General features: G+C 70.2%; 20 protein-coding genes and 1 rRNA gene. 8 read left to right on the top strand and 13 right to left on the bottom strand.

The features are described 5' to 3' along the window. Positions 1–151: 151 nt before the first annotated feature. A 16S ribosomal RNA gene (locus AB5J53_RS27305) occupies positions 152–1,677 on the bottom strand. A gap of 841 nt (positions 1,678–2,518) precedes the next feature. Here AB5J53_RS27305 and trpS point away from each other — a divergent pair. Beyond that, complete coding sequence (gene trpS / locus AB5J53_RS27300) at positions 2,519–3,514, top strand: tryptophan--tRNA ligase (protein WP_369248292.1); 996 nt, start codon at positions 2,519–2,521, stop codon at positions 3,512–3,514. A gap of 147 nt (positions 3,515–3,661) precedes the next feature. On the opposite strand, the gene proC is transcribed toward trpS, so the two are convergent. From proC to AB5J53_RS27285, 3 genes are all read right to left on the bottom strand, one after another. Then, positions 3,662–4,471, bottom strand: a complete 810-nt coding sequence (gene proC / locus AB5J53_RS27295; RefSeq protein WP_369248291.1) for a pyrroline-5-carboxylate reductase — start codon at positions 4,469–4,471, stop codon at positions 3,662–3,664. 314 nt (positions 4,472–4,785) lie between these two features. Beyond that, positions 4,786–5,592, bottom strand: coding sequence for an ABC transporter permease (locus AB5J53_RS27290; protein ID WP_369248290.1), 807 nt, complete (start codon positions 5,590–5,592; stop codon positions 4,786–4,788). Beyond that, positions 5,589–6,458 carry an ABC transporter ATP-binding protein gene (locus tag AB5J53_RS27285; protein ID WP_369248289.1) on the bottom strand — a complete coding sequence of 290 codons (870 nt, stop codon included), beginning with the start codon at positions 6,456–6,458 and terminating at the stop codon, positions 5,589–5,591. The genes AB5J53_RS27290 and AB5J53_RS27285 overlap by 4 nt, the downstream gene beginning before the upstream one ends. A 299-nt stretch (positions 6,459–6,757) precedes the next feature. Between AB5J53_RS27285 and AB5J53_RS27280 the strand changes: the two genes are divergently transcribed. Further along, positions 6,758–8,179 carry a SulP family inorganic anion transporter gene (locus AB5J53_RS27280; protein WP_369248288.1) on the top strand — a complete coding sequence of 474 codons (1,422 nt, stop codon included), beginning with the start codon at positions 6,758–6,760 and terminating at the stop codon, positions 8,177–8,179. Here the strand turns inward: AB5J53_RS27280 and AB5J53_RS27275 are convergent. Beyond that, complete coding sequence (locus tag AB5J53_RS27275; protein ID WP_369248287.1) at positions 8,143–8,934, bottom strand: class I SAM-dependent methyltransferase; 792 nt, start codon at positions 8,932–8,934, stop codon at positions 8,143–8,145. The two genes, AB5J53_RS27280 and AB5J53_RS27275, sit on opposite strands and share 37 nt — an antisense overlap. Before the next feature lie 555 nt (positions 8,935–9,489). Between AB5J53_RS27275 and AB5J53_RS27270 the strand changes: the two genes are divergently transcribed. After that, complete coding sequence (locus AB5J53_RS27270; protein ID WP_369248286.1) at positions 9,490–9,900, top strand: enediyne antibiotic chromoprotein; 411 nt, start codon at positions 9,490–9,492, stop codon at positions 9,898–9,900. A gap of 84 nt (positions 9,901–9,984) precedes the next feature. On the opposite strand, the gene AB5J53_RS27265 is transcribed toward AB5J53_RS27270, so the two are convergent. Genes AB5J53_RS27265 through AB5J53_RS27255 form a run of 3 tightly spaced genes read right to left on the bottom strand, consistent with a single transcriptional unit; the run spans position 9,985 to position 11,217 of the window. Further along, positions 9,985–10,485 carry an EamA/RhaT family transporter gene (locus tag AB5J53_RS27265; protein WP_369248285.1) on the bottom strand — a complete coding sequence of 167 codons (501 nt, stop codon included), beginning with the start codon at positions 10,483–10,485 and terminating at the stop codon, positions 9,985–9,987. A gap of 49 nt (positions 10,486–10,534) precedes the next feature. Then, complete coding sequence (locus AB5J53_RS27260; protein WP_369252495.1) at positions 10,535–10,852, bottom strand: hypothetical protein; 318 nt, start codon at positions 10,850–10,852, stop codon at positions 10,535–10,537. 44 nt (positions 10,853–10,896) lie between these two features. Continuing rightward, positions 10,897–11,217 (bottom strand): peptidase, encoded by a 321-nt coding sequence (locus AB5J53_RS27255; protein ID WP_369248284.1) that lies wholly within the window; start codon positions 11,215–11,217, stop codon positions 10,897–10,899. A gap of 135 nt (positions 11,218–11,352) precedes the next feature. Here AB5J53_RS27255 and AB5J53_RS27250 point away from each other — a divergent pair, with 135 nt between their 5' ends. Then, positions 11,353–13,500: a PQQ-binding-like beta-propeller repeat protein gene (locus AB5J53_RS27250; protein ID WP_369248283.1), complete on the top strand. Its 2,148-nt coding sequence runs from the start codon at positions 11,353–11,355 to the stop codon at positions 13,498–13,500. Between the two features lie 54 nt (positions 13,501–13,554). Here AB5J53_RS27250 and ilvD read toward each other — a convergent pair whose 3' ends face one another. The 4 genes from ilvD to AB5J53_RS27230 form a co-directional block, all read right to left on the bottom strand. Then, positions 13,555–15,408: a dihydroxy-acid dehydratase gene (gene ilvD, locus AB5J53_RS27245; protein ID WP_369248282.1), complete on the bottom strand. Its 1,854-nt coding sequence runs from the start codon at positions 15,406–15,408 to the stop codon at positions 13,555–13,557. Between the two features lie 181 nt (positions 15,409–15,589). Further along, positions 15,590–16,207, bottom strand: coding sequence for a TetR family transcriptional regulator (locus AB5J53_RS27240; RefSeq protein WP_369248281.1), 618 nt, complete (start codon positions 16,205–16,207; stop codon positions 15,590–15,592). Further along, positions 16,204–17,028 (bottom strand): sugar phosphate isomerase/epimerase family protein, encoded by an 825-nt coding sequence (locus AB5J53_RS27235; RefSeq protein ID WP_369248280.1) that lies wholly within the window; start codon positions 17,026–17,028, stop codon positions 16,204–16,206. The genes AB5J53_RS27240 and AB5J53_RS27235 overlap by 4 nt, the downstream gene beginning before the upstream one ends. 233 nt (positions 17,029–17,261) lie before the next feature. After that, positions 17,262–18,194, bottom strand: a complete 933-nt coding sequence (locus AB5J53_RS27230; protein ID WP_369248279.1) for a Ppx/GppA family phosphatase — start codon at positions 18,192–18,194, stop codon at positions 17,262–17,264. Between the two features lie 167 nt (positions 18,195–18,361). Between AB5J53_RS27230 and AB5J53_RS27225 the strand changes: the two genes are divergently transcribed. After that, positions 18,362–19,114 carry a hypothetical protein gene (locus tag AB5J53_RS27225; RefSeq protein WP_369252493.1) on the top strand — a complete coding sequence of 251 codons (753 nt, stop codon included), beginning with the start codon at positions 18,362–18,364 and terminating at the stop codon, positions 19,112–19,114. Positions 19,115–19,162: 48 nt separating this feature from the next. Here the strand turns inward: AB5J53_RS27225 and AB5J53_RS27220 are convergent, their stop codons facing one another. Continuing rightward, positions 19,163–20,944: a hypothetical protein gene (locus AB5J53_RS27220; RefSeq protein WP_369248278.1), complete on the bottom strand. Its 1,782-nt coding sequence runs from the start codon at positions 20,942–20,944 to the stop codon at positions 19,163–19,165. 297 nt (positions 20,945–21,241) lie between these two features. Between AB5J53_RS27220 and AB5J53_RS27215 the strand changes: the two genes are divergently transcribed. The 3 genes from AB5J53_RS27215 to AB5J53_RS27205 all read left to right on the top strand — a co-directional run bounded on the left by AB5J53_RS27215 (position 21,242) and on the right by AB5J53_RS27205 (position 25,749). Further along, the gene (locus tag AB5J53_RS27215; protein ID WP_369252491.1) at positions 21,242–22,069 is read left to right on the top strand and encodes a PaaX family transcriptional regulator C-terminal domain-containing protein; all 828 of its coding nucleotides are present in this window, start codon (positions 21,242–21,244) and stop codon (positions 22,067–22,069) included. A gap of 442 nt (positions 22,070–22,511) precedes the next feature. Beyond that, the gene (locus tag AB5J53_RS27210) at positions 22,512–23,876 is read left to right on the top strand and encodes an alpha/beta hydrolase (RefSeq protein WP_369248277.1); all 1,365 of its coding nucleotides are present in this window, start codon (positions 22,512–22,514) and stop codon (positions 23,874–23,876) included. 307 nt (positions 23,877–24,183) lie between these two features. Then, positions 24,184–25,749 (top strand): MFS transporter, encoded by a 1,566-nt coding sequence (locus AB5J53_RS27205; protein ID WP_369248276.1) that lies wholly within the window; start codon positions 24,184–24,186, stop codon positions 25,747–25,749. Positions 25,750–25,839: the final 90 nt, after the last annotated feature.

The raw sequence follows: 25,839 nt of genomic DNA, 5'->3' as shown, positions 1-25,839 counted from the left end.
TCCACGCCCCGAGGGGCAGTACTTGCAGCCTCCGACCCGTTGAACCCGGTCGAATAATCAACGTTCCACCCATGAGCAACCACCGTCGAACGTGTGCCGACGTAATGGCCCTGGACCACCGAGCAAGCTCGGCGGCCTAGATGCTCCTTAGAAAGGAGGTGATCCAGCCGCACCTTCCGGTACGGCTACCTTGTTACGACTTCGTCCCAATCGCCAGTCCCACCTTCGACAGCTCCCTCCCACAAGGGGTTGGGCCACCGGCTTCGGGTGTTACCGACTTTCGTGACGTGACGGGCGGTGTGTACAAGGCCCGGGAACGTATTCACCGCAGCAATGCTGATCTGCGATTACTAGCAACTCCGACTTCATGGGGTCGAGTTGCAGACCCCAATCCGAACTGAGACAGGCTTTTTGAGATTCGCTCCGCCTCGCGGCTTCGCAGCTCTTTGTACCTGCCATTGTAGCACGTGTGCAGCCCAAGACATAAGGGGCATGATGACTTGACGTCGTCCCCACCTTCCTCCGAGTTGACCCCGGCAGTCTCCTGTGAGTCCCCATCACCCCGAAGGGCATGCTGGCAACACAGAACAAGGGTTGCGCTCGTTGCGGGACTTAACCCAACATCTCACGACACGAGCTGACGACAGCCATGCACCACCTGTCACCCGACCACAAGGGGGGCACCATCTCTGATGCTTTCCGGGTGATGTCAAGCCTTGGTAAGGTTCTTCGCGTTGCGTCGAATTAAGCCACATGCTCCGCTGCTTGTGCGGGCCCCCGTCAATTCCTTTGAGTTTTAGCCTTGCGGCCGTACTCCCCAGGCGGGGCACTTAATGCGTTAGCTGCGGCACCGACGACGTGGAATGTCGCCAACACCTAGTGCCCACCGTTTACGGCGTGGACTACCAGGGTATCTAATCCTGTTCGCTCCCCACGCTTTCGCTCCTCAGCGTCAGTAATGGCCCAGAGATCCGCCTTCGCCACCGGTGTTCCTCCTGATATCTGCGCATTTCACCGCTACACCAGGAATTCCGATCTCCCCTACCACACTCTAGCCTGCCCGTATCGACTGCAGACCCGGGGTTAAGCCCCGGGCTTTCACAACCGACGCGACAAGCCGCCTACGAGCTCTTTACGCCCAATAATTCCGGACAACGCTTGCGCCCTACGTATTACCGCGGCTGCTGGCACGTAGTTAGCCGGCGCTTCTTCTGCAGGTACCGTCACTTTCGCTTCTTCCCTGCTGAAAGAGGTTTACAACCCGAAGGCCGTCATCCCTCACGCGGCGTCGCTGCATCAGGCTTTCGCCCATTGTGCAATATTCCCCACTGCTGCCTCCCGTAGGAGTCTGGGCCGTGTCTCAGTCCCAGTGTGGCCGGTCGCCCTCTCAGGCCGGCTACCCGTCGTCGCCTTGGTGAGCCACTACCTCACCAACAAGCTGATAGGCCGCGGGCTCATCCTTCACCGCCGGAGCTTTCAACCGCAGACCATGCGGTCCGCAGTGTCATCCGGTATTAGACCCCGTTTCCAGGGCTTGTCCCAGAGTGAAGGGCAGATTGCCCACGTGTTACTCACCCGTTCGCCACTAATCCACCCCGAAGGGCTTCATCGTTCGACTTGCATGTGTTAAGCACGCCGCCAGCGTTCGTCCTGAGCCAGGATCAAACTCTCCGTGAATGTTTTCCCGTAATCGGGACGACACCACGAGAGCGGAACCGTCCGAGGAATAATCGAAACGGTTCACAGCGTCCTCGCTGTGCGCCTGCCAGGCATCGCCCGGCAGGACTTTTTCAAAGGAACCTCGCCACCGGAAGTTTCCGGCAGACGGGGTATCAACATATCTGGCGTTGATTTTTGGCACGCTGTTGAGTTCTCAAGGAACGGACGCTTCCTTTGTACTCACCCTCTCGGGCTTTCCTCCGGGCGCTTCCCTTCGGTCTTGCGTTTCCGAGTCTATCAGATCTTTCCGATCCGATTTCCTCGGTGCTTTCCAGGTTTCCGCTTTCGCGTTTCCCTTTCCGGCGGTTCCGACTCTATCAGATCCTTTCGGGCCTGACTCCCAGTCAGCGGGGCTTGTCTTCGCGGCTGTTTCGGCCGTTCCGACGAGTGAGACTTTAGCGGATTCCTGGCTCCCGAGCTAATCGGGGTGGCGTCCTTTCGAACGCGGATTCCTCATTTCGCAAACATGCATGAAAACGAATCGACGACGGATCGTCGTTCGCTGAGTGCTTGGTGCGGAATGGCTGTCCGGGGACCGACCGGAGTCGACGCTCACGTCGGACAGCTCGGAGAACATTACGTAGCGGGCGGAGGCGTGTCAACTTCGCTCCGGGAGCCGTCCTGGGGGCGTACTCTCGTGTTCATGACTACGCATACGTGCACCCAGCTGTGGTGGGCCGCCTGACGGCGGCCGTACTCACGTATGTACTCAACGGCCGCCGCCTCGGCGGCCGTTTTTGTGTCTCCCTCCTGGAGAGCCGGCCGGCGGGCGCGGCGGCCTCGACCAGGAGGTGGAGAGATGACGCGGATCTTCAGTGGGGTCAAGCCGACCGGGCATCTGACGCTGGGGAACTACCTGGGGGCCGTTCGGCGGTGGGCCGACGTCGATCAGCACCGGGCCGACGCCCTGTTCTGCATCGTCGATCTGCACGCGCTGACCGTGGACCACGATCCGGGGCGCGTGCGCAGGCTCAGTAGGCAGGCGGCGACGCTGTTGCTTGCGTCGGGGCTCGATCCGGAGCTGTGCACCGTGTTCGTACAGAGTCATGTGGACGAGCACGCGCGGCTGTCGTATCTGCTGGAGTGCGTCGCGACCGACGGGGAGATGCGGCGGATGATCCAGTACAAGGAGAAGGCCGCGCGCGAGCGGGAGCGGGGCGGGAGCGTGCGGCTGTCGCTGCTGACGTATCCCGTGCTGATGGCGGCGGACATCCTGGCGTACGGGACCGACGAGGTGCCGGTCGGTGACGATCAGACGCAGCATGTCGAGCTGACCCGGGATCTGGCGGTGCGGTTCAACCAGCGGTACGGACACACCTTCGTGGTGCCTCGGGCCACGCATCCCGCGGTGGCTGCGCGGGTCATGAATCTGCAGGAGCCGACATCGAAGATGGGGAAGAGCGACGACGTCGGGCCCGGGGTCGTCTATCTGCTCGACGAGCCGGATGTCGTGCGGAAGAAGATCATGCGGGCCATGACGGACAGCGGGCGGGATGTCGAGTACGACCGGGAGGGGCGGCCGGGGGTCTCGAACCTGCTGGAGATTCTTGCTGCCTGCGAGGGTGGGAACCCCGAAGCCTTGAGCGGTGTATATGAGTCGTACGGCGCTTTGAAGAAGGACACCGCCGAGGCCGTGGTCGAGCTCCTCAGGCCCGTACAGGAGAGGCACAAGCAGTTGTGCGCGGATCCTGCGTACGTGGAGGGGGTGTTGCGAGACGGTGCGGAGAAGGCCAGGGAGATGGCCAGGCCGAGGGTGGATGCGGCGTACGAGGCGATCGGGCTCCTGCCCCGCTGATGGTTGACCCGCTGCGGGCAGTCGTTCCGCTGGGGCGGAACGGGTGGGCACAGCCTGCAACGCCGGGTGCCGTGCAAGCGGGTCCCAGCCCGGGCGTCGGGCGCGAGCCCGGCGCCGGGCAAGGGCGAGCCCGGCGTCGGGGACGTGTCAGCTGTTGCCGGAGGCGAGCTGGCGGCTGCGGTCACGGGCGGCCTCCAGCGCGGCGATGAGCGCGGCACGCACCCCGTGGTTCTCCAGTTCGCGGATCGCGTTGATCGTGGTGCCCGCAGGGGACGTGACGTTCTCGCGGAGCTTCACGGGGTGCTCCCCGCTGTCGCGGAGCATCACGGCGGCGCCGATCGCGGACTGGACGATCAAGTCGTGTGCCTTGTCGCGGGGCAGGCCGAGCAGGATGCCCGCGTCCGTCATGGCCTCGACCAAGTAGAAGAAGTACGCCGGTCCCGAGCCGGAGAGGGCGGTGCAGGCGTCCTGCTGGGACTCGGGGACGCGGAGCGTCTTGCCGACGGCACCGAAGATCTCCTCGGCGTGCGCGAGGTGCTCAGCGGTGGCGTGGCTGCCGGCGGAGATGACGGACATGGCCTCGTCGACGAGGGCGGGGGTGTTCGTCATGACACGGACGACGGGGGTGCCTGTGGCCAGGCGCTCCTCGAAGAAGGAGGTGGGGATGCCTGCCGCGCCGCTGATGACCAGGCGGTCGGCGGGGATGTGGGGGGCGAGCTCGTCGAGGAGGGTGCCCATGTCCTGCGGCTTGACCGTGAGGATCAGGGTGTCGGCGGTTTTCGCTGCCTCCGGGTTGGTGACCGGGGTGACTCCGTAGCGCTCGTGGAGTTCCTTGGCTCGCTCGGGGCGGCGGGCGGTGACCAGGAGGTCGGTGGGGGCCCAGCCGGCTCGGATCATTCCGCTGAGCAGCGCCTCACCGATCTTGCCGGTGCCGAGGACTGCGACTTTCTGGGTCATGGTGCGGGTGCCCTCCGAGGGGTGCGTCGTCCGGGGTCCATCCTCGCACCGGGGGTGCTGGTTGGGTTGGGGTGTCCGTTGGGCGGGACGCCGGGTGGTCAGTCGCCCGGGGTCGGGGCCGAGCTCTGGGTGGGTGTGCTTACCGGCGCTTGCCGGGTGCCGCTCTCTGTAGGGACGGGTGCCGCCCCTAGCGGCACGACTGCCCGCAGCTGAGACAACGGGTGGGCTGCCGCCTCTCGGGGCACGCCTGCGGGCAGCTATGACGGGTGGGGGCCGCCGCGGCCTCATGCACGCCATCGGCTGCGGCGGCTGTTCTACGCCGTGCGCCTCCTCAGTGTTGCCGCGCCCAAGGTCAGTACCAGGAGGGCGCAGCCCGCCACGATCAGTGCGTCGCGGACGAAGTTGGCTGTCATGTCGGTGTGTTTGAGGACTTCGTTCATACCGTCGACGGCGTAGGACATGGGGAGGACGTCGGAGATGGCTTCGAGGGCGGGGTGCATGTTGGAGCGGGGGGTGAAGAGGCCGCAGAGGAGAAGTTGGGGGAAGATCACGGCCGGCATGAACTGGACCGCCTGGAATTCGGAGGCGGCGAAGGCCGAGACGAAGAGGCCGAGGGCGGTGCCGAGGAGCGCGTCGAGCAGGGCGACGAGCAGGAGCAGCCAGGGGGAGCCGATCACGTCCAGGCCCAGGAACCAGACCGCCAGGCCGGTGGCCAGGGCCGACTGGACGATGGCCAGCGCGCCGAAGGCCAAGGCGTAGCCGGCGATCAGGTCGCCCTTGCCGAGGGGCATGGCGAGGAGGCGTTCGAGGGTGCCCGAGGTGCGCTCGCGGAGGGTGGCAATCGAGGTCACCAGGAACATCGTGATCAGCGGGAAGATCCCGAGGAGGGAGGCCCCGATGGAGTCGAAGGTGCGCGGGCTGCCGTCGAAGACGTAGCGGAGCAGTACGAGCATCACGCACGGGATGAGGATCATCAGCGCGATGGTGCGCGGGTCGTGGCGGAGCTGGCGCAGCACGCGAGTCGCGGTGGCGGTGGTGCGGGAGAGGTTGAGGGCGCTCGGGCGTGGCGTCGGGGTCGTCGGCCCGCCTGTGCTGAGGCTCGTGGGTGCGGTGGTGCTCATCGGGCGGTCTCCTTGCGGGGGTGCTCACCGGACGTTGAGCCTGGGTCGGCCGCGTTGCCCGTCGCGGACTGGTTGCCCGCCGCGATCGCCTCGTCGACCAGATGGAGGAAGGCGGCTTCGACGGTGTCGGAGCCGGTGCGGTCGCGCAGGGCGTCGGGGGTGTCGTCGGCGAGAATCTCGCCCTCGCGCATCAGGAGGAGGCGGTGGCAGCGCTCGGCCTCGTCCATGACGTGGGAGGAGACCAGGAGAGTCGCCTGCCGCTCCGCGGCGATGGCGTGGAAGAGGTTCCACAGGTCGCGGCGCAGGACCGGGTCGAGACCGACGGTGGGTTCGTCGAGGACCAGGAGTTCCGGGGTGCCGAGCAGGGCGACCGCGAGCGAGACGCGGCTGCGCTGGCCGCCGGAGAGGTTGCCTGCGAGGGAGTCGGCGTGGGAGGTGAGGTCGACGTCGGCGATGGTCTGGGTGACGTTGGCGTGGCGGCGTTCGGCGGAGGCGCGGCCCGGGTCGAGGATCGCGGCGAAGTAGTCGAGGTTCTGGCGGACGGTCAGGTCGTCGTAGACGGAGGGGGCTTGGGTGACGTAGCCGATGCGGGAGCGGAGAGTCGCGTGACCGGCGGGGTGGCCGAGGACTTCGAGTGTCCCGGCGACCTTGGCCTGGGTGCCGACCGTCGAACGCATCAGGGTCGATTTGCCGCAGCCGGAGGGGCCGAGCAGGCCGGTGATCTGGCCGCGCGGTACGGCGAAGTCGAGTCCGCGCAGGACAGTGCGTGTGCCGCGTACGACGGTGAGGCCTTCGGCGCGGACGGCGGGCGACTGTGCGGGGTCGGGTGACTCCGCGGGGTCGGGTGGGCGCGCGTTTATAATCATCACGTGATGAATATTGCTCCCGGGGAGCGGGATGGTCAAGCCCGGTCGCATCGGGCGGCGCAGGCGCGCGTCGGCGTGATCGGAAGGGGACGCTCCGGCGCGTGACGGGATGGCGCACTTCCGTCTTCACGCGGCGGTTACACGGAAGGGCTGCGCGATCAACTTCCGTTACCGACAATGGATTTCAGTGCGCGGTCACGCACCCGTGTCGGGTCTGTGCGTCGCGTCGTACGTCCGCCGTGCCCTCCCCCGGCTCGGCACCCACGCATCTCCCGCTCTCAATCGGAGGTGCCGTTGTCATGCGTAAAGCGGATCTGTTCGCGTCCCTCGTCGTGTTTCTCGTCGCACTGCCCCTGTGCGTGGGGGTCGCCATGGCCTCCGGTGTGCCCGCCGAGCTGGGGCTGGTGACCGGGATCGTCGGCGGGCTGGTCGCCGGAATACTGCCCGGCAGCAGCCTGCAGGTCAGCGGGCCCGCGGCCGGGCTGACCGTGCTCGTGTACGAGGCGGTGCAGTCGTACGGCGTGCGGGCGCTGGGTGTGCTGGTGCTCGGGGCCGGGCTGGTGCAGCTCGGGCTCGGGGTGCTGCGGCTCGGGCGGTGGTTCCGGGCCGTGTCCGTGGCCGTGGTGCAAGGGATGCTCGCCGGGATCGGGCTCGTGCTGATCGCGGGCCAGGTGTACGCCATGGGTGACGTCCCCGCGCCCGCGAGTGGGCTCGGGAAGATCGCCGGGCTCGGCTCGCTGGTGGGTGACGCCGATCCGATGGCCTTTGCGATCGGCGGCGCCACCGTGGTCGTACTCCTGCTGTGGCCGCGTTGGCGACGGGGAGCGCGTGTGGTGCCCGCGCCGCTGTTGGCGGTGGCGCTCGCGTCGGTCGTGACCGGGGTGCTCGACCTGTCCGTGCGGCGGGTCGAGGTGCGCGGGCTGCTTGATGCCGTACGGCCGCCGGGGATGGGGGATTTGGGGCGGCTCACGGAAGTGGGCGTGATCGGGACGGTGCTGGCGTTCGCACTGATCGCGTCGGCCGAGTCGTTGTTCAGCGCGGCGGCGGTGGACCGGCTGCATCGGGGGCCGCGGACCGACTACGACCGGGAGTTGATCGCGCAGGGCGCGGGGAATGCCGTGTGCGGGGTGCTCGGGGCACTGCCGATGACCGCGGTGATCGTACGGAGTGCGGCGAATGTGCAGGCCGGGGCGCGGACGAAGGTGTCACGCGTGCTGCATGGGGTGTGGCTGCTTCTCTTCACGGCCGTGGTGCCGGGCGTGCTCGGATGGATTCCGGTGGCGGCGCTTGCGGGTCTGCTCGTGCACGCGGGCTGCAAGCTGGTGCCGGTGCGGGAGTTGGGGCCGCTGTGGCGGGCGCATCGGGGGGAACTGGTCGTGCTCGCCGTGACGGCGGTGGCGATCGTGGCCGGGAACCTGTTCGAGGGCGTGCTGGCCGGGCTCGCGCTCGCCGTGGCCAAGACCGCGTGGGACATCAGCCATGTGCACATCGAGACCGAGGACCGCGGGGCCTCGGGGATGGTCGTACGAGTGGTCGGCAATGCGACCTTCCTGCGTCTGCCCAAGCTGCTGGACGCCTTGGAGGCGTTGCCGCACGACCGGGACGTACGGCTGGAGTTGGGCGGGTTGCGGCATGTGGACCACGCGTGTGCGGCGGCCCTCGAGGGGTGGGCCGCCGGGCGGGATCACGAACGGGTCGCCACCAGCAGGTCCACGACGTAGGTCTCCTCCACGATTCCGTCCGGGAAGGTCGGCAGGAGGTGACGCCTCTCCTCGGCGAGGAACTCGGCGGTGCGTTCCTCGCCGAGGACCAGGAACGCCGAGTGGCTGCCGATGTTGGCGAGGTGGGTGTCCAGGGGGACGCAGCGGCTCCAGCGGACCTGGCGGCGGTCGAAGGCGAGTCGGCCGCTCGGGTCGGCGGCGAGGATGGCGGCGGCTCTCGCGCCGCTGCCGCTCGTTTCGCCCACCTGGTCGATGCCGAGGTAGCGCTCGGTGCGGGTGGCTGCCGCCGCGATCCACGGGACGTCCAGGGCTTCGGTGTTCCACCAGAGGGCCAGGGCGCCGCCCGGGCGCAGGACGCGCAGTGCCTCCGGCACGGAGTGGGCCGTGTCGGTCCAGTGCCAGGACTGGGCGTACGTGAGGAAATCGGCGGAGGCGGTGGCCAGGGGGAGGGCGTTGCCGTTGCCTCGGACGATCGGGATGTGCGGGAGGGTGCGGCGGAATTCGGCGGTCATGCCGTCGCCGGGTTCGACGGCGAGGACGTCCGCGCCCCTTGCGTGGAGGAGGGCGGTCGCTATGCCGGTGCCTGCGCCTACGTCGATGACCTTCGCGCCGGCGAGGGGGCGGGTCGCGAGGGCTTCGATCGCGTCGAAGAGGGTGGGTGGGTAGGAGGGGCGGTTCGCGGCGTATTGGGCTGCGGCGGTGTTGAAGGAGTGGGCTCGGGTGGGGGTGGGGGGTTGGGGGGGGGGTGTCGTCATACCGTCATGGTGGCGGGTGGGTTGGGGGTGGGGGTAGGGGGTTTTCGCCCCCTCCGCCCCTGCCCGTCCCGTACCTGAGGCTGCGCCCCCAGACCCCCGTAATCGCGCTGGCACGTAAGTCCCCTTCGCCGCCCGGGATGTCCCCGGTGCGCGTGATGACCAGGCAGTGCCCGGCGAAGTCGCACGTCGTACGAGGTGAATGGACTCCGGTCCACCCACGGTCGCCACGTCCGCAGTGTCACACCGGCAACGACCACCACGCCGCATCCGTAGCGACGGTCCGAGGGCGCGCAGCCCCGGTTCCGCCATCCGATCCGGCGGCACGGTACGTGACCATCCGGGCGTACGCGTGCCCCGGGCCGGTCGCACGCCGACGGCCGTGCTCCCACCGCCGTTCTCCCACAGCCGTGCTTCTACAGCCCGCTCCCACAGCCGGGCTTCGAGCCGGATTCGAGCCGATGTCGAGCCAGTCTCATGCGCCCCGGCCGAGCCTGGGTGAGGCGTGATCACCAAGCGCGCCGTTCCGGACCTATCGCATTCATTGGGGAGAGCAACATGCAGATCCGCTCGCGTCTGACCAAGGCCGGCATGCTGGGCGCCGCCGCCGTAGCCGCCCTCGCCTTCTCCACGGCCCCGGCCTCCGCGGCCCCGGCGGTGACCGCCTCGCCCGGCACCGGACTGGCCGACGGCCAGTCCGTCACCGTGACGGGCACCGGCTACCCGGCGGGCGCCGAGGTCGCCGTGTCGCAGTGCAGGGAGACCACCACGTGCACCGACGCCCTGACGAAGGCCACCGTCGGCGCCGACGGCACCTTCACCGTCGGCTACACCGTGCGGAAGGCGTTCACGGCCACCGACTGGGGCACCGGCTCCACCGTGAGCGTGGACTGCGCCGCGCAGCAGTGTCAGTTGGTCGCCTACCTCGAGGCCACGGGCCCCGTCGGCACCAGCATCTCCTTCGGCTGAGACATGCCGAGCCGACCCGGTGCCGGGCACCGCTGACGGGTGCGCTCGCACCCGCGGGGCCCGGCGCCGGCCGGGCTCCGGCACCTAGGAGCGGCGGCCTCGCTTACGCGACGGGTTGCCCGTGCGGCGCTTGGTGCGGCGCTCGTACTGCTCCCGTGCCGTCTCGTACTCCTCGCGGTGGAGTTTCTCGCCCGGGGCCTCGGTGAGGGAGCGGAAGAAGTAGGCGAGGAGGGAGCCGATGAAGCCGATGGCCAGGGGGCCGCGGAGGGAGGCCTGGCGGTCGGGGTCGGGGCGCTTGCCGAACGCGTCCCAGGTGTGGCGGAACGCCAGGGCGCTGCAGACCGCGAACATCACCACGACCAGGACGGTCACGGGCTTGCCCACGTCCGCGATCGCCAGGCCCTGGTAGGCGAAGCGGAGGACGAAGCAGGCGGCCACCGCGGCCGCCAGGGCGCCCATGGCGACGCCGATACGGCGGCCCGTATAGCCGCCGTCGTGCTCCACCCAGGTCGTCCCGAAGAAACGCAGGGGTTCGGGCTGGGGCCCCGCGGGGGTGCCGGTTCCGGTCTCGGTCTCGTCGCTCACCCGACGATTATTGCTCCGGTGCCTGCCGCGGGGTCCTGACCGGGGTGGTTCAGGAGCAGCGTGGGGCTACGTAGCCGTCGCTGCCTGTGTTTACGTAGGCATCCGCTACGAACTGGCCATTGGAGATGTTGTCCCAGATGTTCGACGTCCCGTACGTGCCGGTGACCGTATCTCCCGGGGCCTGGCAGTAGATGGGAACGCTGGAGCCCGCCGGCAGCATGCGGACGATGGAGAAGTGCACTCCCGGGCCGCTGCGGACGTTGAGCTCGATACCCGGCGCGATCGGATACGTGCGCAGCGCGGCCGATGCCTGGGACCCGGCCCCCGCCACCATCAGGAGCGCTGCGGCGAGCCCTCCGATCACCATGCCCCGTCTGCCCGACACTTTCTTCACGGTGCTTCCCCTTGTCCTCAAGAGCAGCGCGGAGCTACGTAGCCGTCGCTGCCCGTCTTGACGTACGCGTCCGCCACGAACTGCGCGTTGGCGATGTTGTCCCAGATGTTGGACGTACCGTACGGACCACTGACGGACTCCCCCGGGCACTGGCAGCGGATCGGGATGCTCGAGCCCGCCGGCAGAGTGCGGACGACCCGGTAGTGCGTGCCCGGGCCGCTGCGGACGTTGACGCTGTAGCCCGGTGCGATCGGGTACGTGCGCGTCGCTTCCGCGCTCAGCGGCTCCGCTGCGGCCGTCTCCCCCGCGCCTGTGATCTCTACGTCTTCCGTGGCCATCCTGGCCTCCCCCGTTGAATGGTTCACGCCAAAATCGTGCTGAGCGCTGAGGCTAGCAAGCCGCCGAGGTTTCGCACGAAGCATCGACTAGGCTCTGCGCGTCGCGCATGCGGACGGACCACACGGGGGTGAGTGATGCCGCCACAGCGCAGCACCGGTACGGACCCGGAAGCGGAACATCCGCGCTACGCCGGGCAGTACCTGCTGGAGGCGGAACTCGGCTCCGGTGGCATGGGCATCGTGCATCTGGCACGGTCCGCCTCCGGGTTGCGGCTCGCCGTCAAAGTCGTGCACGCCGAGTTTGCCCAAGACCCCGAGTTCCGGGGGCGGTTCAGGCAGGAAGTCGCGGCCGCCCGACGGGTGAGCGGCGCCTTCACCGCGCCCGTCGTGGACGCCGACCCCGGGGCCGACCAGCCGTGGATGGCAACGCTGTTCATCCCCGGGCCGACCCTCGCCGAACATGTGAAGCGGAATGGTGCGATGCCGCCCGCCCGGCTGCGCCATCTCATGGCGGGCCTCGCCGAGGCCCTGCGGGACATCCATCGGGCCGGGGTCGTACATCGAGATCTCAAACCCAGCAACGTCCTGTTGGCCGACGACGGGCCGAAAGTCATCGACTTCGGTATCTCGCGGCCCTCCGACAGTGAATTGCGCACGGAGACGGGCAAGTTGATCGGCACTCCGCCGTTCATGGCTCCCGAACAATTCCGCAGGCCACGACAGGTCGGTCCGGCCGCCGACGTCTTCGCTCTGGGCTCGGTGATCGTGCACGCGGCCACCGGGAGCGGGCCCTTCGATTCCGACAGTCCGTATCTCGTCGCGTATCAAGTCGTTCACGACGAGCCGGACTTGACAGGCGTACCGGAGGATTTGGTCGACCTCGTCTCCCGCTGTCTCGCAAAGGAGCCCGGGGACCGGCCCACTCCGGACGAGCTGATGACGGCGCTGCGGTCGGTTTCGGCCTCGTACGACACCCAGGCGTTCATACCCGAACAGCGCACGCGGAACGGGGAGTCGGTGCGGTCCGCGAAGTGGGCTGCTCCGGAGCCGAAGCGCGAGCACCCGGATCAGAAGGAAGACCGCACTCATTCGGCGGCGAAGAGGGCATCAGGTCGGCGGCGGTGGCTTCCCGCCGCCATCGTCACGGCCATGCTCGCCGCCGGCGCCTTCGCCGTCCTCGGCAGGTCGGACGCCCCTGCCCCGGAGAAACACGCCGGACAGCGGACACAGAGCAGCTTCCAGCCCTGGGATGTCGAACTGACTGTTCGTGGTGTCAAGGCCGATGGCCAGCCGCAGTGCACCTACACGCCCCACGAGTTGTACTGCATCCGACCGGGCGTGCTGGCCGCCTTGGTCGATCCGAGGGACGGCAAGGTGCGTTGGTCACGGGGCGACCCGGGGTGGCAGCCAACCGACGTGACGCAGCCGCCGGTGTTCTCCGGCGGGCTCCTGCACGTCCTCAGCCGGGGCGGAGAGCGGCTGACGGCGCTGGATCCCGCCACGGGCGCGACCCGCTGGAGCCACAACGTCACTCGCTACGACGGCCGCATCGCTTACGCCGGCGGCATCATCCTGCTCACGGGCCCCGACTCCAAGGTCACCGCACTGGACGCGGCAACCGGCAAGAAGAAGTGGCAACACACCATCCCGGGGCAGTCGTTGCCGAGCTTCTCCTCCTACGAGGACGGAGTCGCCTACGCGGTGACGTTGGCCGGGAGCGAGACCCGGGTGGCCGCCGTGGACCCGGAGACCGGTGCCATGCGCTGGCAGCGGACCCTGGAGGGGACGCTGAGCCCCGTCGGCGCTCATGACGGAGTGGTCTGGTTCACATCGACGGCCACCGACACCTACACGAACGCCGTCGTGCGATACGACGTCGCCGACCGCAAGGTCAGCCGCATCGCGCTGCGCTATCCGCTGCCCGGTGCGCAAGCCGTCGTACAGGGGGACACCGCGTATCTGCTGGCGGACGGCGGCGCGCTGGTGGCCGTGAACACCAGGACGTCGGCCCAGCTCTGGCGGGTGGAGACGTCTGTCAGCTGGGCCTCTGCGCCCGTCGTGGCCGGACACCGCCTCTACTTCACCGCCGTGGACGGACGCCTCCTCGCCATAGACAGCATCCACGGCACCCTGCTCGGTCAGACGAAGGCCCGTCTGGGTGACAAGCGGGGCTCGCTGGTCAACAACCTCCCCGCCCCCGTCCCCGCCAACAACAAGATCTACTCAACCGCCCCCGACGGCACCCTCTTCGCAGTGGACGCTCGCGACCCCTCGGCCTGGTGAAGCGGAAAAACGGAAAAGGGGCCGCTCCCGAAGGAGCGGCCCCGACCCAAGGCGTCAGCCCAGCTTCGAAACGTCCCGCACCGCGCCCTTGTCCGCGCTCGTGGCCATCGCGGCGTACGCCCGCAGCGCGGCCGAGACCTTGCGCTCGCGGTTCGCCGGGGCGTAGACGCCGTTGAGGGCGTCCCGGCGCGCGGCCAGCTCCTCGTCCGACACGAGCAGTTCGATCGAACGGTTGGGGATGTCGATGCGGATGCGGTCGCCGTCCTGGACCAGGGCGATGGTGCCGCCGGAGGCCGCTTCGGGGGAGGCGTGGCCGATGGAGAGGCCCGACGTGCCGCCGGAGAAGCGGCCGTCGGTGATCAGGGCGCAGGTCTTGCCGAGGCCGCGGCCCTTGAGGAAGGAGGTCGGGTAGAGCATCTCCTGCATACCCGGGCCGCCCTTGGGGCCCTCGTAGCGGATGACGACGACGTCGCCGTCGGTGACCTGCTTGTTCAGGATCTTCTCGACGGCTTCCTCCTGCGACTCGCAGACGACCGCCGGGCCCTCGAAGGTCCAGATCGACTCGTCGACGCCCGCGGTCTTCACGACGCAGCCGTCGACCGCCAGGTTGCCCTTCAGGACCGCCAGGCCGCCGTCCTTGGAGTACGCGTGCTCGGCGGAGCGGATGCAGCCGTTCTCGGCGTCCTCGTCGAGGGCTTCCCAGCGCTCGGACTGGGAGAAGGCCTCGGAGGAGCGGACGCAGCCGGGGGCCGCGTGCCACAGTTCCAGCGCCTCCGGAGACGGGGAGCCCGCCCGCACGTCCCAGGTCTTCAGCCAGTCGGAGAGGGACGGGCTGTGGACCGAGTGCACGTCCTCGTTCAGCAGGCCGGCGCGGTGCAGCTCGCCCAGCAAGGCCGGGATGCCGCCCGCGCGGTGCACGTCCTCCATGTAGTACGTGCGATTCTTCGCGACGTTCGGGGCGACCTTGGCGAGGCACGGCACACGGCGCGAGACCTCGTTGATCTCGTCCAGGCCGAAGGGGACGCCCGCCTCCTGGGCCGCGGCCAGCAGGTGCAGGATCGTGTTCGTCGAGCCGCCCATGGCGATGTCGAGGGCCATGGCGTTCTCGAACGCCGCGTGCGTGGCGATGTTGCGGGGCAGGACCGACTCGTCGTCCTGGTCGTAGTAGCGGCGCGTGATGTCGACGACCGTGCGGGCCGCGTCCTCGTACAGACCCTTGCGGGCCGTGTGGGTGGCGAGGACCGAGCCGTTGCCCGGCAGCGACAGGCCGATCGCCTCGGTCAGGCAGTTCATCGAGTTGGCGGTGAACATGCCGGAGCAGGAGCCGCAGGTCGGACAGGCGTTCTCCTCGATACGGAGGATGTCCTCGTCCGAGATCTTGTCGTTCACGGCGTCGGAGATCGCGTCGACCAGGTCGAGCGTACGGACCGTGCCGTCGACCAGAGTCGCCCGGCCGGACTCCATGGGGCCGCCGGAGACGAAGACCGTCGGGATGTTCAGGCGCAGGGCCGCCATCAGCATGCCGGGGGTGATCTTGTCGCAGTTCGAGATGCAGATCAGGGCGTCGGCGCAGTGGGCCTCGACCATGTACTCCACGCTGTCCGCGATCAGGTCGCGGGAGGGCAGGGAGTACAGCATGCCGCCGTGACCCATCGCGATGCCGTCGTCGACGGCGATCGTGTTGAACTCGCGCGCGATGCCCCCGGCCGCCGTGATCGCCTCGCTGACGATGCGGCCGACCGGCTGCAGGTGGGTGTGGCCCGGCACGAACTCCGTGAAGGAGTTGGCGACCGCGATGATCGGCTTCCGTCCGATGTCCGCGCCCGGTACACCGGAGGCGCGCATAAGGGCGCGTGCGCCCGCCATGTTGCGGCCGTGGGTGACTGTGCGGGACCTCAGCTCGGGCATCGTCGCTCGCTCCTTCGGGGAGGCATGAGGAGAGTTATGGCTGATGTCGAGCGTACGCCGGTGCGCCAGGATACGGACAGGCCGTCCGGAATGCGGGACGTACGTCTCGGCCAGCGGGCCATGGACGTACGCCCCCGGGCGCCCGCGGGTCAGCCGTGGAATCCCCCGCACACGCCGGCGGTCACGGGTTCGTCAGGTGCCCCTGTACGACCGGTGCGACCCGCCCGATGATCCGCTCCGGGTCCGCCGAAGCCAGCGGCTCCACCTTGATCACGTACCGCAGCATCGCGATCCCGACGAGCTGGGCGGCGGCCAGCTCCGCGCGCAGTTCGGCGTCCGGGAGGTCGAGCTGCCCGGCGATGCGGCGCAGCAGCTGGGTGGCGATGAGGCGGCGGAAGACGGCGGCCGCGGTCTCGTTGTTCACGGCGGAGCGGACGATCGCGAGGAGCGGCGTACGGGTGGCCGGGTTCTCCCAGACGCCGAAGATGAAGCGGGTCAGGCGTTCGCCGACACCGTCGAGGGGTCCCTCCTCGACGGCGGCCGGGGCGTCCAGGGCGGGGGCGAAGGCGACCTCGATCGCCGCCTCGAAGACCTGCTCCTTGGTGCCGAAGTAGTGGTGCACGAGCGCGGAGTCCACGCCGGCGGCCTTGGCGATGCCGCGGACCGACGTCTTCTCGTAGCCGCGCTCGGAGAACTCCTCGCGGGCCGCCTCCAGGATGCGGTCGCGGGTGGCGGGGCCCGCCTCCGTCTGCGTACGGGAGGGGCGTCCCCGGCCTCGGCGGGGGGCGGCGTTTGTCACCGGCGGGGCACCTTCACCGCGGAGGCGAGGTGGAGCCGGGTGAAGGCCAGGGCCTCCGCCAGATCGGCCTCGCGTTCGGCGCTGGACATCGCGCGACGGGTGTTGACCTCGATGACGACATGGCCGTCGAAACCGGAGAGCGCGAGGCGCTCCAGGAGTTCGGCGCAGGGCTGGGTGCCGCGGCCCGGGACCAGGTGCTCGTCCTTGTTGGAGCCGTTGCCGTCGGCGAGGTGGACGTGGCCGAGGCGGTCGCTCATGCGGTCGATCATCTGCAGGGCATCGGTACGGGCCGTCGAGGTGTGGCTGAGGTCGATCGTGAAGTGGCGGTAGTCGTCCTTCGTCACGTCCCAGTCGGGGGCGTACGCGAGCATCTCGCGGTCGCGGTAGCGCCAGGGATACATGTTCTCGACGGCGAACCGTACGTCCGTTTCGTTCGCCATCCGCCAGATCCCGCTGACGAAGTCGCGCGCGTACTGGCGCTGCCAGCGGAACGGGGGGTGGACGACGACGGTCGACGCGCCGAGCTTCTCCGCCGCAGCCCGGGCGCGCTGGAGCTTGACCCACGGGTCGGTGGACCAGACGCGCTGGGTGATCAGCAGGCAGGGGGCGTGGACGGCCAGGATCGGGATCTGGTGGTAGTCGCTGAGTCTGCGCAGTGCCTCGATGTCCTGGCTGACCGGGTCGGTCCACACCATGACCTCGACACCGTCGTAGCCGAGGCGCGCGGCGATCTCGAAGGCCGTCGCCGTCGACTCCGGGTACACGGAGGCCGTGGACAGCGCGACCTTCGCATCCGGGATGCGCACCACTGGTTCTGCCACGAGGGACAGAGTACGGGTTGCCTCCGGCGGTTTGCCGGGGGTGGTGGGCGTTGGCCGGGGTTACTGGTGCCCCCCGGCCGGGTGGAGTGGGTTGGCCTTCGGCCGGGTGCCTCGTGCCGCCGGTTGTGCCGTCCCCTGGCCGTTCACGGGTCTCGCCGTGGGCGCGTGCGGGTTGTCTCTGGCCGGTCGCGCAGTTCCCCGCGCCCTAGGACGGGGCGCGGGTGCGCCCCGTCCTATTCCGATGCCATGTGGTCCAGGCGACGGAGGATGACGCCCTCCCGTAGCGCCCACGGGCAGATCTCCACGCTCTCCACGCCGAAGAGGTCCATCGCTCCTTCGGCCACGAGGGCGCCGGCGAGGAGCTGGCCCGAGCGGCCCGGGGAGACGCCGGGGAGTTCGGCGCGCTCCTCCGCGGTCATCGAGGCGAGGCGGGGGACCCAGTCCTCCAGGGAGCGGCGCTTGAGCTCGCGCTGGACGTACAGGCCGTCCGTGGAGCGCGCGGCGCCGGCGATGCGGGCGAGCGCCTTGAAGGTCTTGGAGGTGGCGACCACATGGTCGGGGGCGCCGAAGCGGCTGAACTCGCCGACCGTGCGGGCGATCTGCGCCCGCACATGGCGGCGCAGCGCCTTGACATCGGCAGGGTCGGCCGGATTGGTGGGGAGCCAGCCCGCGCTCAGCCGTCCGGCACCGAGTGGCAGCGACACGGCCGCGTCCGGCTCCTCGTCTATGCCGTACGCGATCTCCAGGGAGCCGCCGCCGATGTCGAGGACGAGCAGCTTGCCCGCGGACCAGCCGAACCAGCGGCGGGCGGCCAGAAAGGTCAGCCGGGCCTCCTCCTCGCCGGTCAGGACCTGGAGCTCGACGCCGGTCTCGGTCTTCACTCGGGCCAGTACGTCGTCGGCGTTGCTGGCCTCGCGCACGGCGGAGGTCGCGAACGGCAACAAGGCCTCGACGCCCTTGTCCTCGGCGGCCTCCAGCCCGTCCTGGACCGTCTCGATCAGTTTGTCGACGCCGTCGGGGCCGATCGCCCCACTCCCGTCGAGCAGTTGGGCAAGCCGCAATTCGGCCTTGTGCGAATGCGCGGGCAGCGGTCGCGCGCCGGGGTGGGCGTCCACCACCAGCAGATGCACCGTGTTCGAACCCACGTCGAGGACACCGAGTCTCATATACGGAACGCTACTGCGCTTACGGCGATCGACCGTCCCCGGAGCGGGCTGAAGCGACTTACCCTGGACGGGTGCCAAAGACGAAAAAGGCGAAGCCCGACAAATCGGCCAAGGGTTCTTCGCAGGCGACGGCCACCAAGTCCAAGAAGTCCCCGAAGAAGACCTCCGTGTCCGACGAGAAGGGGCTCGACTTCGCTCGCGCATGGGTGGAATTCCCGGATCCGGCCGATGACGAGCAGGTCTTCCGGTGCGATCTGACATGGCTGACCTCTCGCTGGAACTGCATCTTCGGAAGCGGCTGCCAGGGCATCCAGGCGGGCCGCGCCGACGACGGCTGCTGCACGCTGGGCGCGCACTTCTCGGACGAGGACGACGAGAAGCGGGTGGCCGAGCACGTGGCGAGGCTCACGCCGGAGATCTGGCAGAACCATGACGTGGGTGTGGCGACCGGCTGGGTCTCGGAGGACGAGGACGGCGACCGCCAGACTCGCCCGTACCAGGGCTCGTGCATCTTCCAGAACCGTCCCGGCTTCGCCGCAGGCGCGGGCTGCTCGCTGCACATCCTCGCCCTGAAGGAGGGCCGCGAGCCGCTTGAGACCAAGCCGGACGTCTGCTGGCAGCTGCCCGTGCGCCGGACGTACGAGTGGATCGACCGGCCCGACGACACCCGGGTGCTCCAGGTCTCCATCGGTGAGTACGACCGCCGCGGCTGGGGTCCCGGGGGCCACGACCTGCACTGGTGGTGCACGTCGGCGACCTCCGCGCACGGCGCGGGCGACCCGGTGTACGTCTCGTACCGACCGGAGCTGATCGAGCTGATGGGCAAGGAGGGCTACGACCGCCTGGTCGAGCTCTGCGAGGAACGGCTGGCCTCGCAGCTGCCGCTGCTGGCACCGCATCCGGCGGATCCGGTGGGCTGACCGTCTCAGGTCCCACATATTCCGGCGCTGTCCGGTCCACCTCGGGCGCTACGAGGACGGGCTCGGGTCTCCGGTGTCGCTGGGCGGCGGCGTCGGGCCCCCCGGGTCGGAAGGGACCGAGTCGGTGGGCGTCGGCTGGGGGTCGGACGGGGTCGGATCGCTGGGCGTCGGGGTCGGGTCGCTCGGGGTGGGACCGGGGTCGGAGGGGGTCGGGTCGCTGGGCGTCGGGTCGGGGTCGTGACCGCCTGGGTCGTGGCTGCCCGGGTCGGACGGGCCCGCGTTCCCATACCCCTCGATCGTGACCACGGCGCCCGCCGGTGCGATCGACACCCGCGCGCTCCAGGGGCCCACCGGCTCGCGAAGATGATCGACGTACACCTTGATCGTCAACGACTCGCCGGGTTCCAGGGTTCCCGAGGACTGGCTCAGGTAAAGCCAGGAGGCTCCGGTGTACGCGGCCCAGCGCACGGGTGAACTGCCGGACGCGGTCAGCGTGACGAGGGTCGTGTCGGCGCTGTTGCCCGCCGCCACGGAGAGGTGCCCGGCGCCCGGTTCCGAGGTGCTTCCGGGGGCGCTGGTGACCTCCACGGAGACGTCGGGCGAGCGGCTTCCCTTGGTGAAGCGGCCGTCGGGTTTCGTGCTGGCGTTGCCGGCGTTCTCGTAGCCGCCCGCCTCCTCGCCGTTGATGCCGTCGGGGTCGTGCGCCTCGCTCGCGGTGATCGGGCGTCCGTCGGTGCCCTCGCCGGTGAGAGGCGCGCCGCGGTAGGCCGCCCAGAGAGCGAGGACGGGTGCGGCGACGACGGTGGCGACGACGGTCGTCGTGACGGCACGCGCGCGGAGCCGGTCCCTTCGTGCGGCGTGGTCCTTGGGGTCCATCGGGAACCCGCGCCGGTCGAAGCGGGGAGCGCTGCCCCGCGCGCGTGGGGCGTGCGCCATGGCGACGTGCAGGGCTGCGCGCGGGGCCTCCAGGACCGGGAGCGCGGCGGGCGTGACACTGGTGCCGGGCCAGGCGCCCGGAACCGCGCGCTCGGCGGTGCGGCGACAGCGCGGGCAGTCGTCGACGTGCCGGACCAGCTCGCGACGCAGCGTGGTGCTCAGGACGAGCTGGTTGTCACCGGTGAGGCGGGCGACGCTCGGGCAGGTGCCGGTCTCGACGACAGCGAGTGCGGCGCGGGTGCGCTCGACCTCGCAGGCGGCGGAGGCGAGCAGCTCGCGGGCGAGGGCGAGGTCCATGCCGAGGACGGCGGCCACCTCGTGGACGGCGAGCTGGTGGCGGACGGCGAGTTCGAGCGCCTCGCGCTGCTCGGGGGTGGTGCCGGCGGCCTCCGGCCAGGCCAGCAGGGCGAGTTCGCGCTGGCGCTGCGCCTGGGCCTCTTCGGAGACGGGGGCGCTCAGCGCCTCGGCCGCGCGCAGGTCGGCGGCGCCCTTGGAGGCTCCTTTGGAGTCGCTCTTGCGACTCGCGCGCCGCCCGGAGGCGTGCGCCGCCTGGCGCCTGCGCCGGGCCTCGGTGAGTTTGCGCAGACAGGACCAGCGGGCGAGCGCGTACAGCCACGCCCTGCGGTCGTCCGCGGACTCGGGCCCGCGCGGGCTCCGTCGCTCGGCCAGCGCGAGGACGTCCCCGAGGGCGGCGGTGGCCGCGTCGTGGTCGCACAGCACGGACAGGCAGTAGGTGAACAGGCCGTCCAGATAGGGCTCGTAGCGCGCGGGAGGGCGCTGAGCCATGGTGCCGGTGTGCGCGCCACGAGGCGCGGTCACCCGCTTGCGCGCGTCTCCGTGCGCCCGGTGTGCGCCGGTGGTGTGCGTGGAGGTCTCCGGACTGCTGCTCATCACCCGTGCGACCGTAGGTGCCCAGGGGTGGCCCCTTCTTCCCCCTTGAGCACATTTAATCCGTACGGGTGAAACGATCCCTCAAAAGGGGACAGGAACTTCCGATTCCGTGGCCCAGGCCCTCACGGGCGGCGATGGCAGACCATGGCAGATGCCTTGCCGGACACGATCACAAGGACCGGCCGCCGCGGGCCCGGGGGACCTTCCGCGGCCTCCGCCGCCGCGATGCGTTCCGCCCATCTCCTCTCCACACCGGCAGTCCCCCTACGGGCGCCGGCGTCGTACCGTACCCCCGTGCCCATGGACAACACCCCGCGCCCGCAGTCCCTGATGCTGACCTTCCTCGGCGACCAGGTGCTGGGCCGGGGCGTGTGCGTGTACTCCGGGAGCGTCATCGAGGTGTTCGCGCGCGCCGGGGTCGGCGAGCACGCGACGCGCTCGACGCTGACCCGGATGGTGGGCCGCGGGCTGCTGCTCCGCCGCCGCGAGGGCCGCCGCACGTACTTCGGCCTCACCGAGCGCTCCGAGGCGATCCTGCGCGACGGCGAACAGCGGATCTGGAAGAGCGGCGCGGTCAACCGCGACTGGGACGGCACCTGGTCGCTGCTCGGCTTCTCGCTGCCCGAGTCGTGGCAGCGCCAGCGGCACGATCTGCGCTCGCAGCTCACCTGGGCCGGTTTCGGCCCGCTGTTCAGCGGCCTGTGGATCGCGCCCGGCGAGGTCGACGTCTCCGCGATCGTCGCGGAACTCGGCCTCGCGGCACACGTCAAGGTGTTCCGCGCGCGGGCGGACATCGGCATGGACATCGCCGAGATGATCAACGACACGTGGGACCTCGCCGAACTCGCCGACCGCTACCGCGCGTTCGACGACGCCTGGCGCCCGCTCCGGGAGCACCCGGACGCGAGCGGCAAGCACCCGGAGGACGCGCTCGCGCTGCGCCTGCGCCTGTCCACCGAGTGGCTCCAGGTCATCCGCAGCGACCCGCGCCTGCCCGTGCAGCACCTGCCCGCCGACTGGCCGGCGGCCCCGGCCGAGGAAACGTTCCGGGCGGTGCACGCCCGCCTGGACGCGCCGGCGCGGGAAGCGGCGCGGCGAGTGCTGGAGACGGTGCCGGCGGAGGCGTAGGGCAGCCCGCTTCTCGTACGGCACCTCGCCGCCGCACCCACGGCCGTACGCCCGCGCCCCGCACCCACGGCAGAGCGGCACCTGCCGTACGCCACCGTCACCGCGACCACGGCCGTACGCCACCGCCGTACGCCACTCCCATCACCGCACCCACGGTGGCCCCCCTCCCGCACCCCTTCCCGGCCCCCTCCCGCACCACTCCCGGGCCCGTTCCCCGGCCTCCCTCCCGCACCCCCTCCTGAACTGATGTTGTGCACTCCATTGACGGCAGTCAGATAACCGCCCTACATTCCGTGGCGTTCAGTGCACTGAGCATCTGCGACACACAGCGCTCCCCGTGCTCCCCGTGCTCCCCCTGTCCCACTCCCCCATCTCCCCCTCCCCATCTCCCCCCCCTCCCCATCTCCCTCCCCCGTCAGCCAGCAGATCGGAGCCCCAGGACATGCCCGCACGCACCCGCCTGGCCCGCACTACAGCCGCCCTGGGCGCGGCAGTCGTCCTCTCCGTCACGGCTCCCATGGCCGCCACCGCCCACGCGGAGACGACAGCCCCCCGGCAGCTGACCGGGACTCTCACCGACGGCGCCACCTGGATCGCCGATGTCCCGGCCGACTGGAACGGCACGCTGCTGCTGTTCAGCCACGGCTTCGGCCCGACCGTCGCCAAGGACGCGCCCTCGGACGCCGCCCGCACCGAACTGCTCGCCGAGGGCTATGCGCTGGCCGGTTCCTCGTACGACCCGAAGGGGTCCATGTGGGCGCTGGAGAGCGCCGAACGCGACCAGTTCGCCACCCTCGCCGCCGTCAAGGGAGAGATCGGCAAGCCCCGGCTCACGCTCTCCGTCGGCCAGTCCATGGGCGGCCTGGTCAACGCCCGGATCGCCCGGGACGGCGCGGGCCGCGTCGACGGCGCGCTCGGCCTGTGCGGCCTGGTCGCGGGCGGCACCGACCTGGACAACTACCAGCTGGACGCCGAGTACACGATCGCCCGCCTGCTGCTGCCGGCCGAGGACCTGAAGCTGGTGAACTTCACCTCGGCGACCGAAGCGGCAGCCACCGCCGACCGCCTCACCGCGGCCGTCACCGCCGCGCAGGCATCCCCCCAGGGCCGGGCCCGCGTCGCCCTGGCCGCCGCCTTCCTCAACCTCCCCACCTGGGCCCCCGGCGAGGACCGCCCCGCCGCCGACGACTGGGCGGGGCAGGAGGAACAGCAGTACGCGTGGCTCGCCCAGGGCCTGCTGTCCTTCGTCGAGGGCGGCCGGTACGCCGTGGAGCAGTCCGTGGGCGGCAACAACTCCTGGAACCAGGGGATCGACTACGCGGGCCTGCTCGCGCAATCCGTCCACGCCCCGCAGGTGCGCGCGCTGTACCGGACGGCGGGCCTCGACCTCCACGCGGACCTCCGGGCCCTCACCCACGATGCCGGCATCACGGCCGACCCGGCGGCGGTGCGGACCGCCCAGCGCACGTCTTCCGCCGGACAAGGGCTCGGCGTGCCCCTCCTCGACGTGCACACCACGGCCGACAACCTCGTACCGGTGGAGCAGGAGAACCGGTTCGCCGACCGCGTACGCGCCTCCGGCGACGCCAAGCTGCTCCGCCAGGCCTACGTCGAACGCCAGGGCCACTGCACCTTCACCACGGCCGAGACGCTCGCCGCCGTACACGCCGTCGAACACCGCGTGACCACCGGCCACTGGGACGACGCCGCCACACCGGCCGCCCTCCAGAAGGCGGCCCTAGGTCTCGACCTGGACGGAGCGGCGTACACCCCGTACCGCCCGGCCGAGCTGACGGTGGGCCGCTGAACCCGGGCGATCTTTCGCCCCCTCCGCCCCTACCCGTCCCGTACCTGGGGGGCCGCCCCCCAGACACCCCGTATCGCGCTGCAGGACCCAGCCCGCAGCCGCCCACCCACAGACCCGCTGCCGCCCACCCACAGAAGGGGCCGTGCCGGTACATCGAATGCCCGCATCCGGACGGATCCAAAAAAAGACAGCGCCCTTCCACCCCACAGCCGATCCGTTCGGATGCGGGCGGATGTACCGGCGCGGCCCCGACCCACGACGGCGGCACGCGAACCCACCCCCGGCCCCAGCAACGTAGGGACACTCCATGCCCCCATCACCCCGCCTCCCCCTCGGCACCCTGATCGCCGGCTGTCTGGCCGTCTGCCTGGCCCAGATCGGCATCGCCATCCCGGCCACCCTCAACGGCCTCTTCCAGGAGCATCTGCACCCGGTCGGCTCGCAGTTGACGTGGATATCGGACGCCTTCCTCCTCCCGGTCACCGTCCTTGAGCTCTCCTTCGGAGTCCTCGGCGACCTCTTCGGCCGCAAGCGACTGCTCGTCGGCGGCGCGGTCCTGCTCGGCGCCGGCGAGATCGTCGCGGCCTCCAGCGCGGGCGTCCACCAGCTCTGGGTCGGCCAGGCGCTCGCCGGCCTCGGCGCGGCCGCGCTCTTCCCGACCTCGCTCGCGATGATCGCCGCCGGCACGCACACCCACGCCCAGCGGGCCCGCGCGATCGCCGTGTGGGCGTCCAGCCTGTCGGCGGGCGGCTTCCTCGCGCCACTGCTCGGCGGGATCACGGGAACCTACGGATCATGGCGCTGGTCGTTCGTCGTGGTGGCGATCGTCGCCGCGGTCAGCGCCCTGGTGAGCGTCCTGCTCGCCACCGACTCCCGTTCCCCGGAGGGGCGTTCGCTGGACATCGGCGGCCAGATCACCATCGGAGTCGGCCTCTTCGCCCTCCTCTACGCCGTCATCCAGGGCCCGACCGACGGCTGGGGGTCGGCTCCGGTGGTCGTCGCCTTCATCGTCGCGGCCGCCTTCCTGGCCCTGTTCGTCGCCGCGGAGCGCCGCGCCGCCTCCCCCCTCCTGCGCCTCGATCTGTTCCGCAACCGCTCGTTCGCGGTGGCGTCCGTCGTAGCGGTCGTCGGCATGTTCAGTTTCCTCGGCACGGCGTACGGGGCGAGCATCCGACTCGGCCCGATCCAGCACCAGACGCCGATGCGTACGGCTTTCGCGTTCCTGCTCCTCAACGGCATCACCCCGTTCCTGACCCCGCTCACCTCACGGCTCCTCGCGCGCGTCTCCGCGCGTCGGCTGCTCACGGCGGGCCTGCTCCTGATCGCGGCGGGCGACTATCTCGCGGCCACGCTCGACGTGGACGACCGGGCGCTGACCTCGCTGATCCTGCCGCTCGGCCTGGTCGGCATCGGCTTCGCGTTCACCGTCTCCTCGATCACGGCGACGGCCGTCAACACCGTGCCGGTGCAGCTCGCGGGCATGGCCAGCGCCTCCACTAACCTGCTGCGCGACTTCGGCTTCACCCTCGGCCCCGCCGTCATCGGCGCGGTCGCGCTGAGCCAGGCCGCCTCCCAGGTCACCAAGTCGCTCGCCGGATCGCAGCTGGCCCCGGCGTCACAGGCGGCGGCCCACGAGGTCCTCAAGGAGGGCGGCCCGCTCGCCCTCAACTCCGTCCCCGCGAGCTCCCCGCCCGGCGCGGCCCACTCGTACGCCCTGGAGGCGCTCGGCCACGGCTACTCGATCGGCTTCGTGGTGTGCGGCTCCGCGGCCCTGTTCGCGGCACTGCTGGTACTGCTCGCGCTGCGCGGAGGTACGACGGAGGAGCCCAAGACGGATGCGGACGAAGGAGTCGCGGTAGCCGTGACGAACTGATCCCGAACCGGACCGACCCAGGCCAGCCCAGCCCCGACCGACCGGATTGGTCCCCGGCATCGGGGCCGGGGCCCGGGGTGGTCGCGGAGC

This window comes from Streptomyces sp. R41 (genome assembly GCF_041053055.1).
Taxonomy (GTDB): domain Bacteria; phylum Actinomycetota; class Actinomycetes; order Streptomycetales; family Streptomycetaceae; genus Streptomyces.
This window is presented reverse-complemented; position numbering and strand designations above follow the sequence as displayed.

Coding starts and splice junctions, on each gene's coding strand:
- AB5J53_RS27275 (WP_369248287.1), bottom strand. CDS start 8,934: ATGACGACACCCCCCCCCCAACCCCCCACCCCCACCCGAGCCCACTCC.
- AB5J53_RS27255 (WP_369248284.1), bottom strand. CDS start 11,217: ATGGCCACGGAAGACGTAGAGATCACAGGCGCGGGGGAGACGGCCGCA.
- AB5J53_RS27290 (WP_369248290.1), bottom strand. CDS start 5,592: ATGAGCACCACCGCACCCACGAGCCTCAGCACAGGCGGGCCGACGACC.
- AB5J53_RS27270 (WP_369248286.1), top strand. CDS start 9,490: ATGCAGATCCGCTCGCGTCTGACCAAGGCCGGCATGCTGGGCGCCGCC.
- AB5J53_RS27260 (WP_369252495.1), bottom strand. CDS start 10,852: ATGGTGATCGGAGGGCTCGCCGCAGCGCTCCTGATGGTGGCGGGGGCC.
- AB5J53_RS27205 (WP_369248276.1), top strand. CDS start 24,184: ATGCCCCCATCACCCCGCCTCCCCCTCGGCACCCTGATCGCCGGCTGT.
- ilvD (WP_369248282.1), bottom strand. CDS start 15,408: ATGCCCGAGCTGAGGTCCCGCACAGTCACCCACGGCCGCAACATGGCG.
- AB5J53_RS27250 (WP_369248283.1), top strand. CDS start 11,353: ATGCCGCCACAGCGCAGCACCGGTACGGACCCGGAAGCGGAACATCCG.
- AB5J53_RS27210 (WP_369248277.1), top strand. CDS start 22,512: ATGCCCGCACGCACCCGCCTGGCCCGCACTACAGCCGCCCTGGGCGCG.
- AB5J53_RS27215 (WP_369252491.1), top strand. CDS start 21,242: ATGGACAACACCCCGCGCCCGCAGTCCCTGATGCTGACCTTCCTCGGC.
- AB5J53_RS27285 (WP_369248289.1), bottom strand. CDS start 6,458: ATGATTATAAACGCGCGCCCACCCGACCCCGCGGAGTCACCCGACCCC.
- AB5J53_RS27230 (WP_369248279.1), bottom strand. CDS start 18,194: ATGAGACTCGGTGTCCTCGACGTGGGTTCGAACACGGTGCATCTGCTG.
- AB5J53_RS27280 (WP_369248288.1), top strand. CDS start 6,758: ATGCGTAAAGCGGATCTGTTCGCGTCCCTCGTCGTGTTTCTCGTCGCA.
- trpS (WP_369248292.1), top strand. CDS start 2,519: ATGACGCGGATCTTCAGTGGGGTCAAGCCGACCGGGCATCTGACGCTG.
- proC (WP_369248291.1), bottom strand. CDS start 4,471: ATGACCCAGAAAGTCGCAGTCCTCGGCACCGGCAAGATCGGTGAGGCG.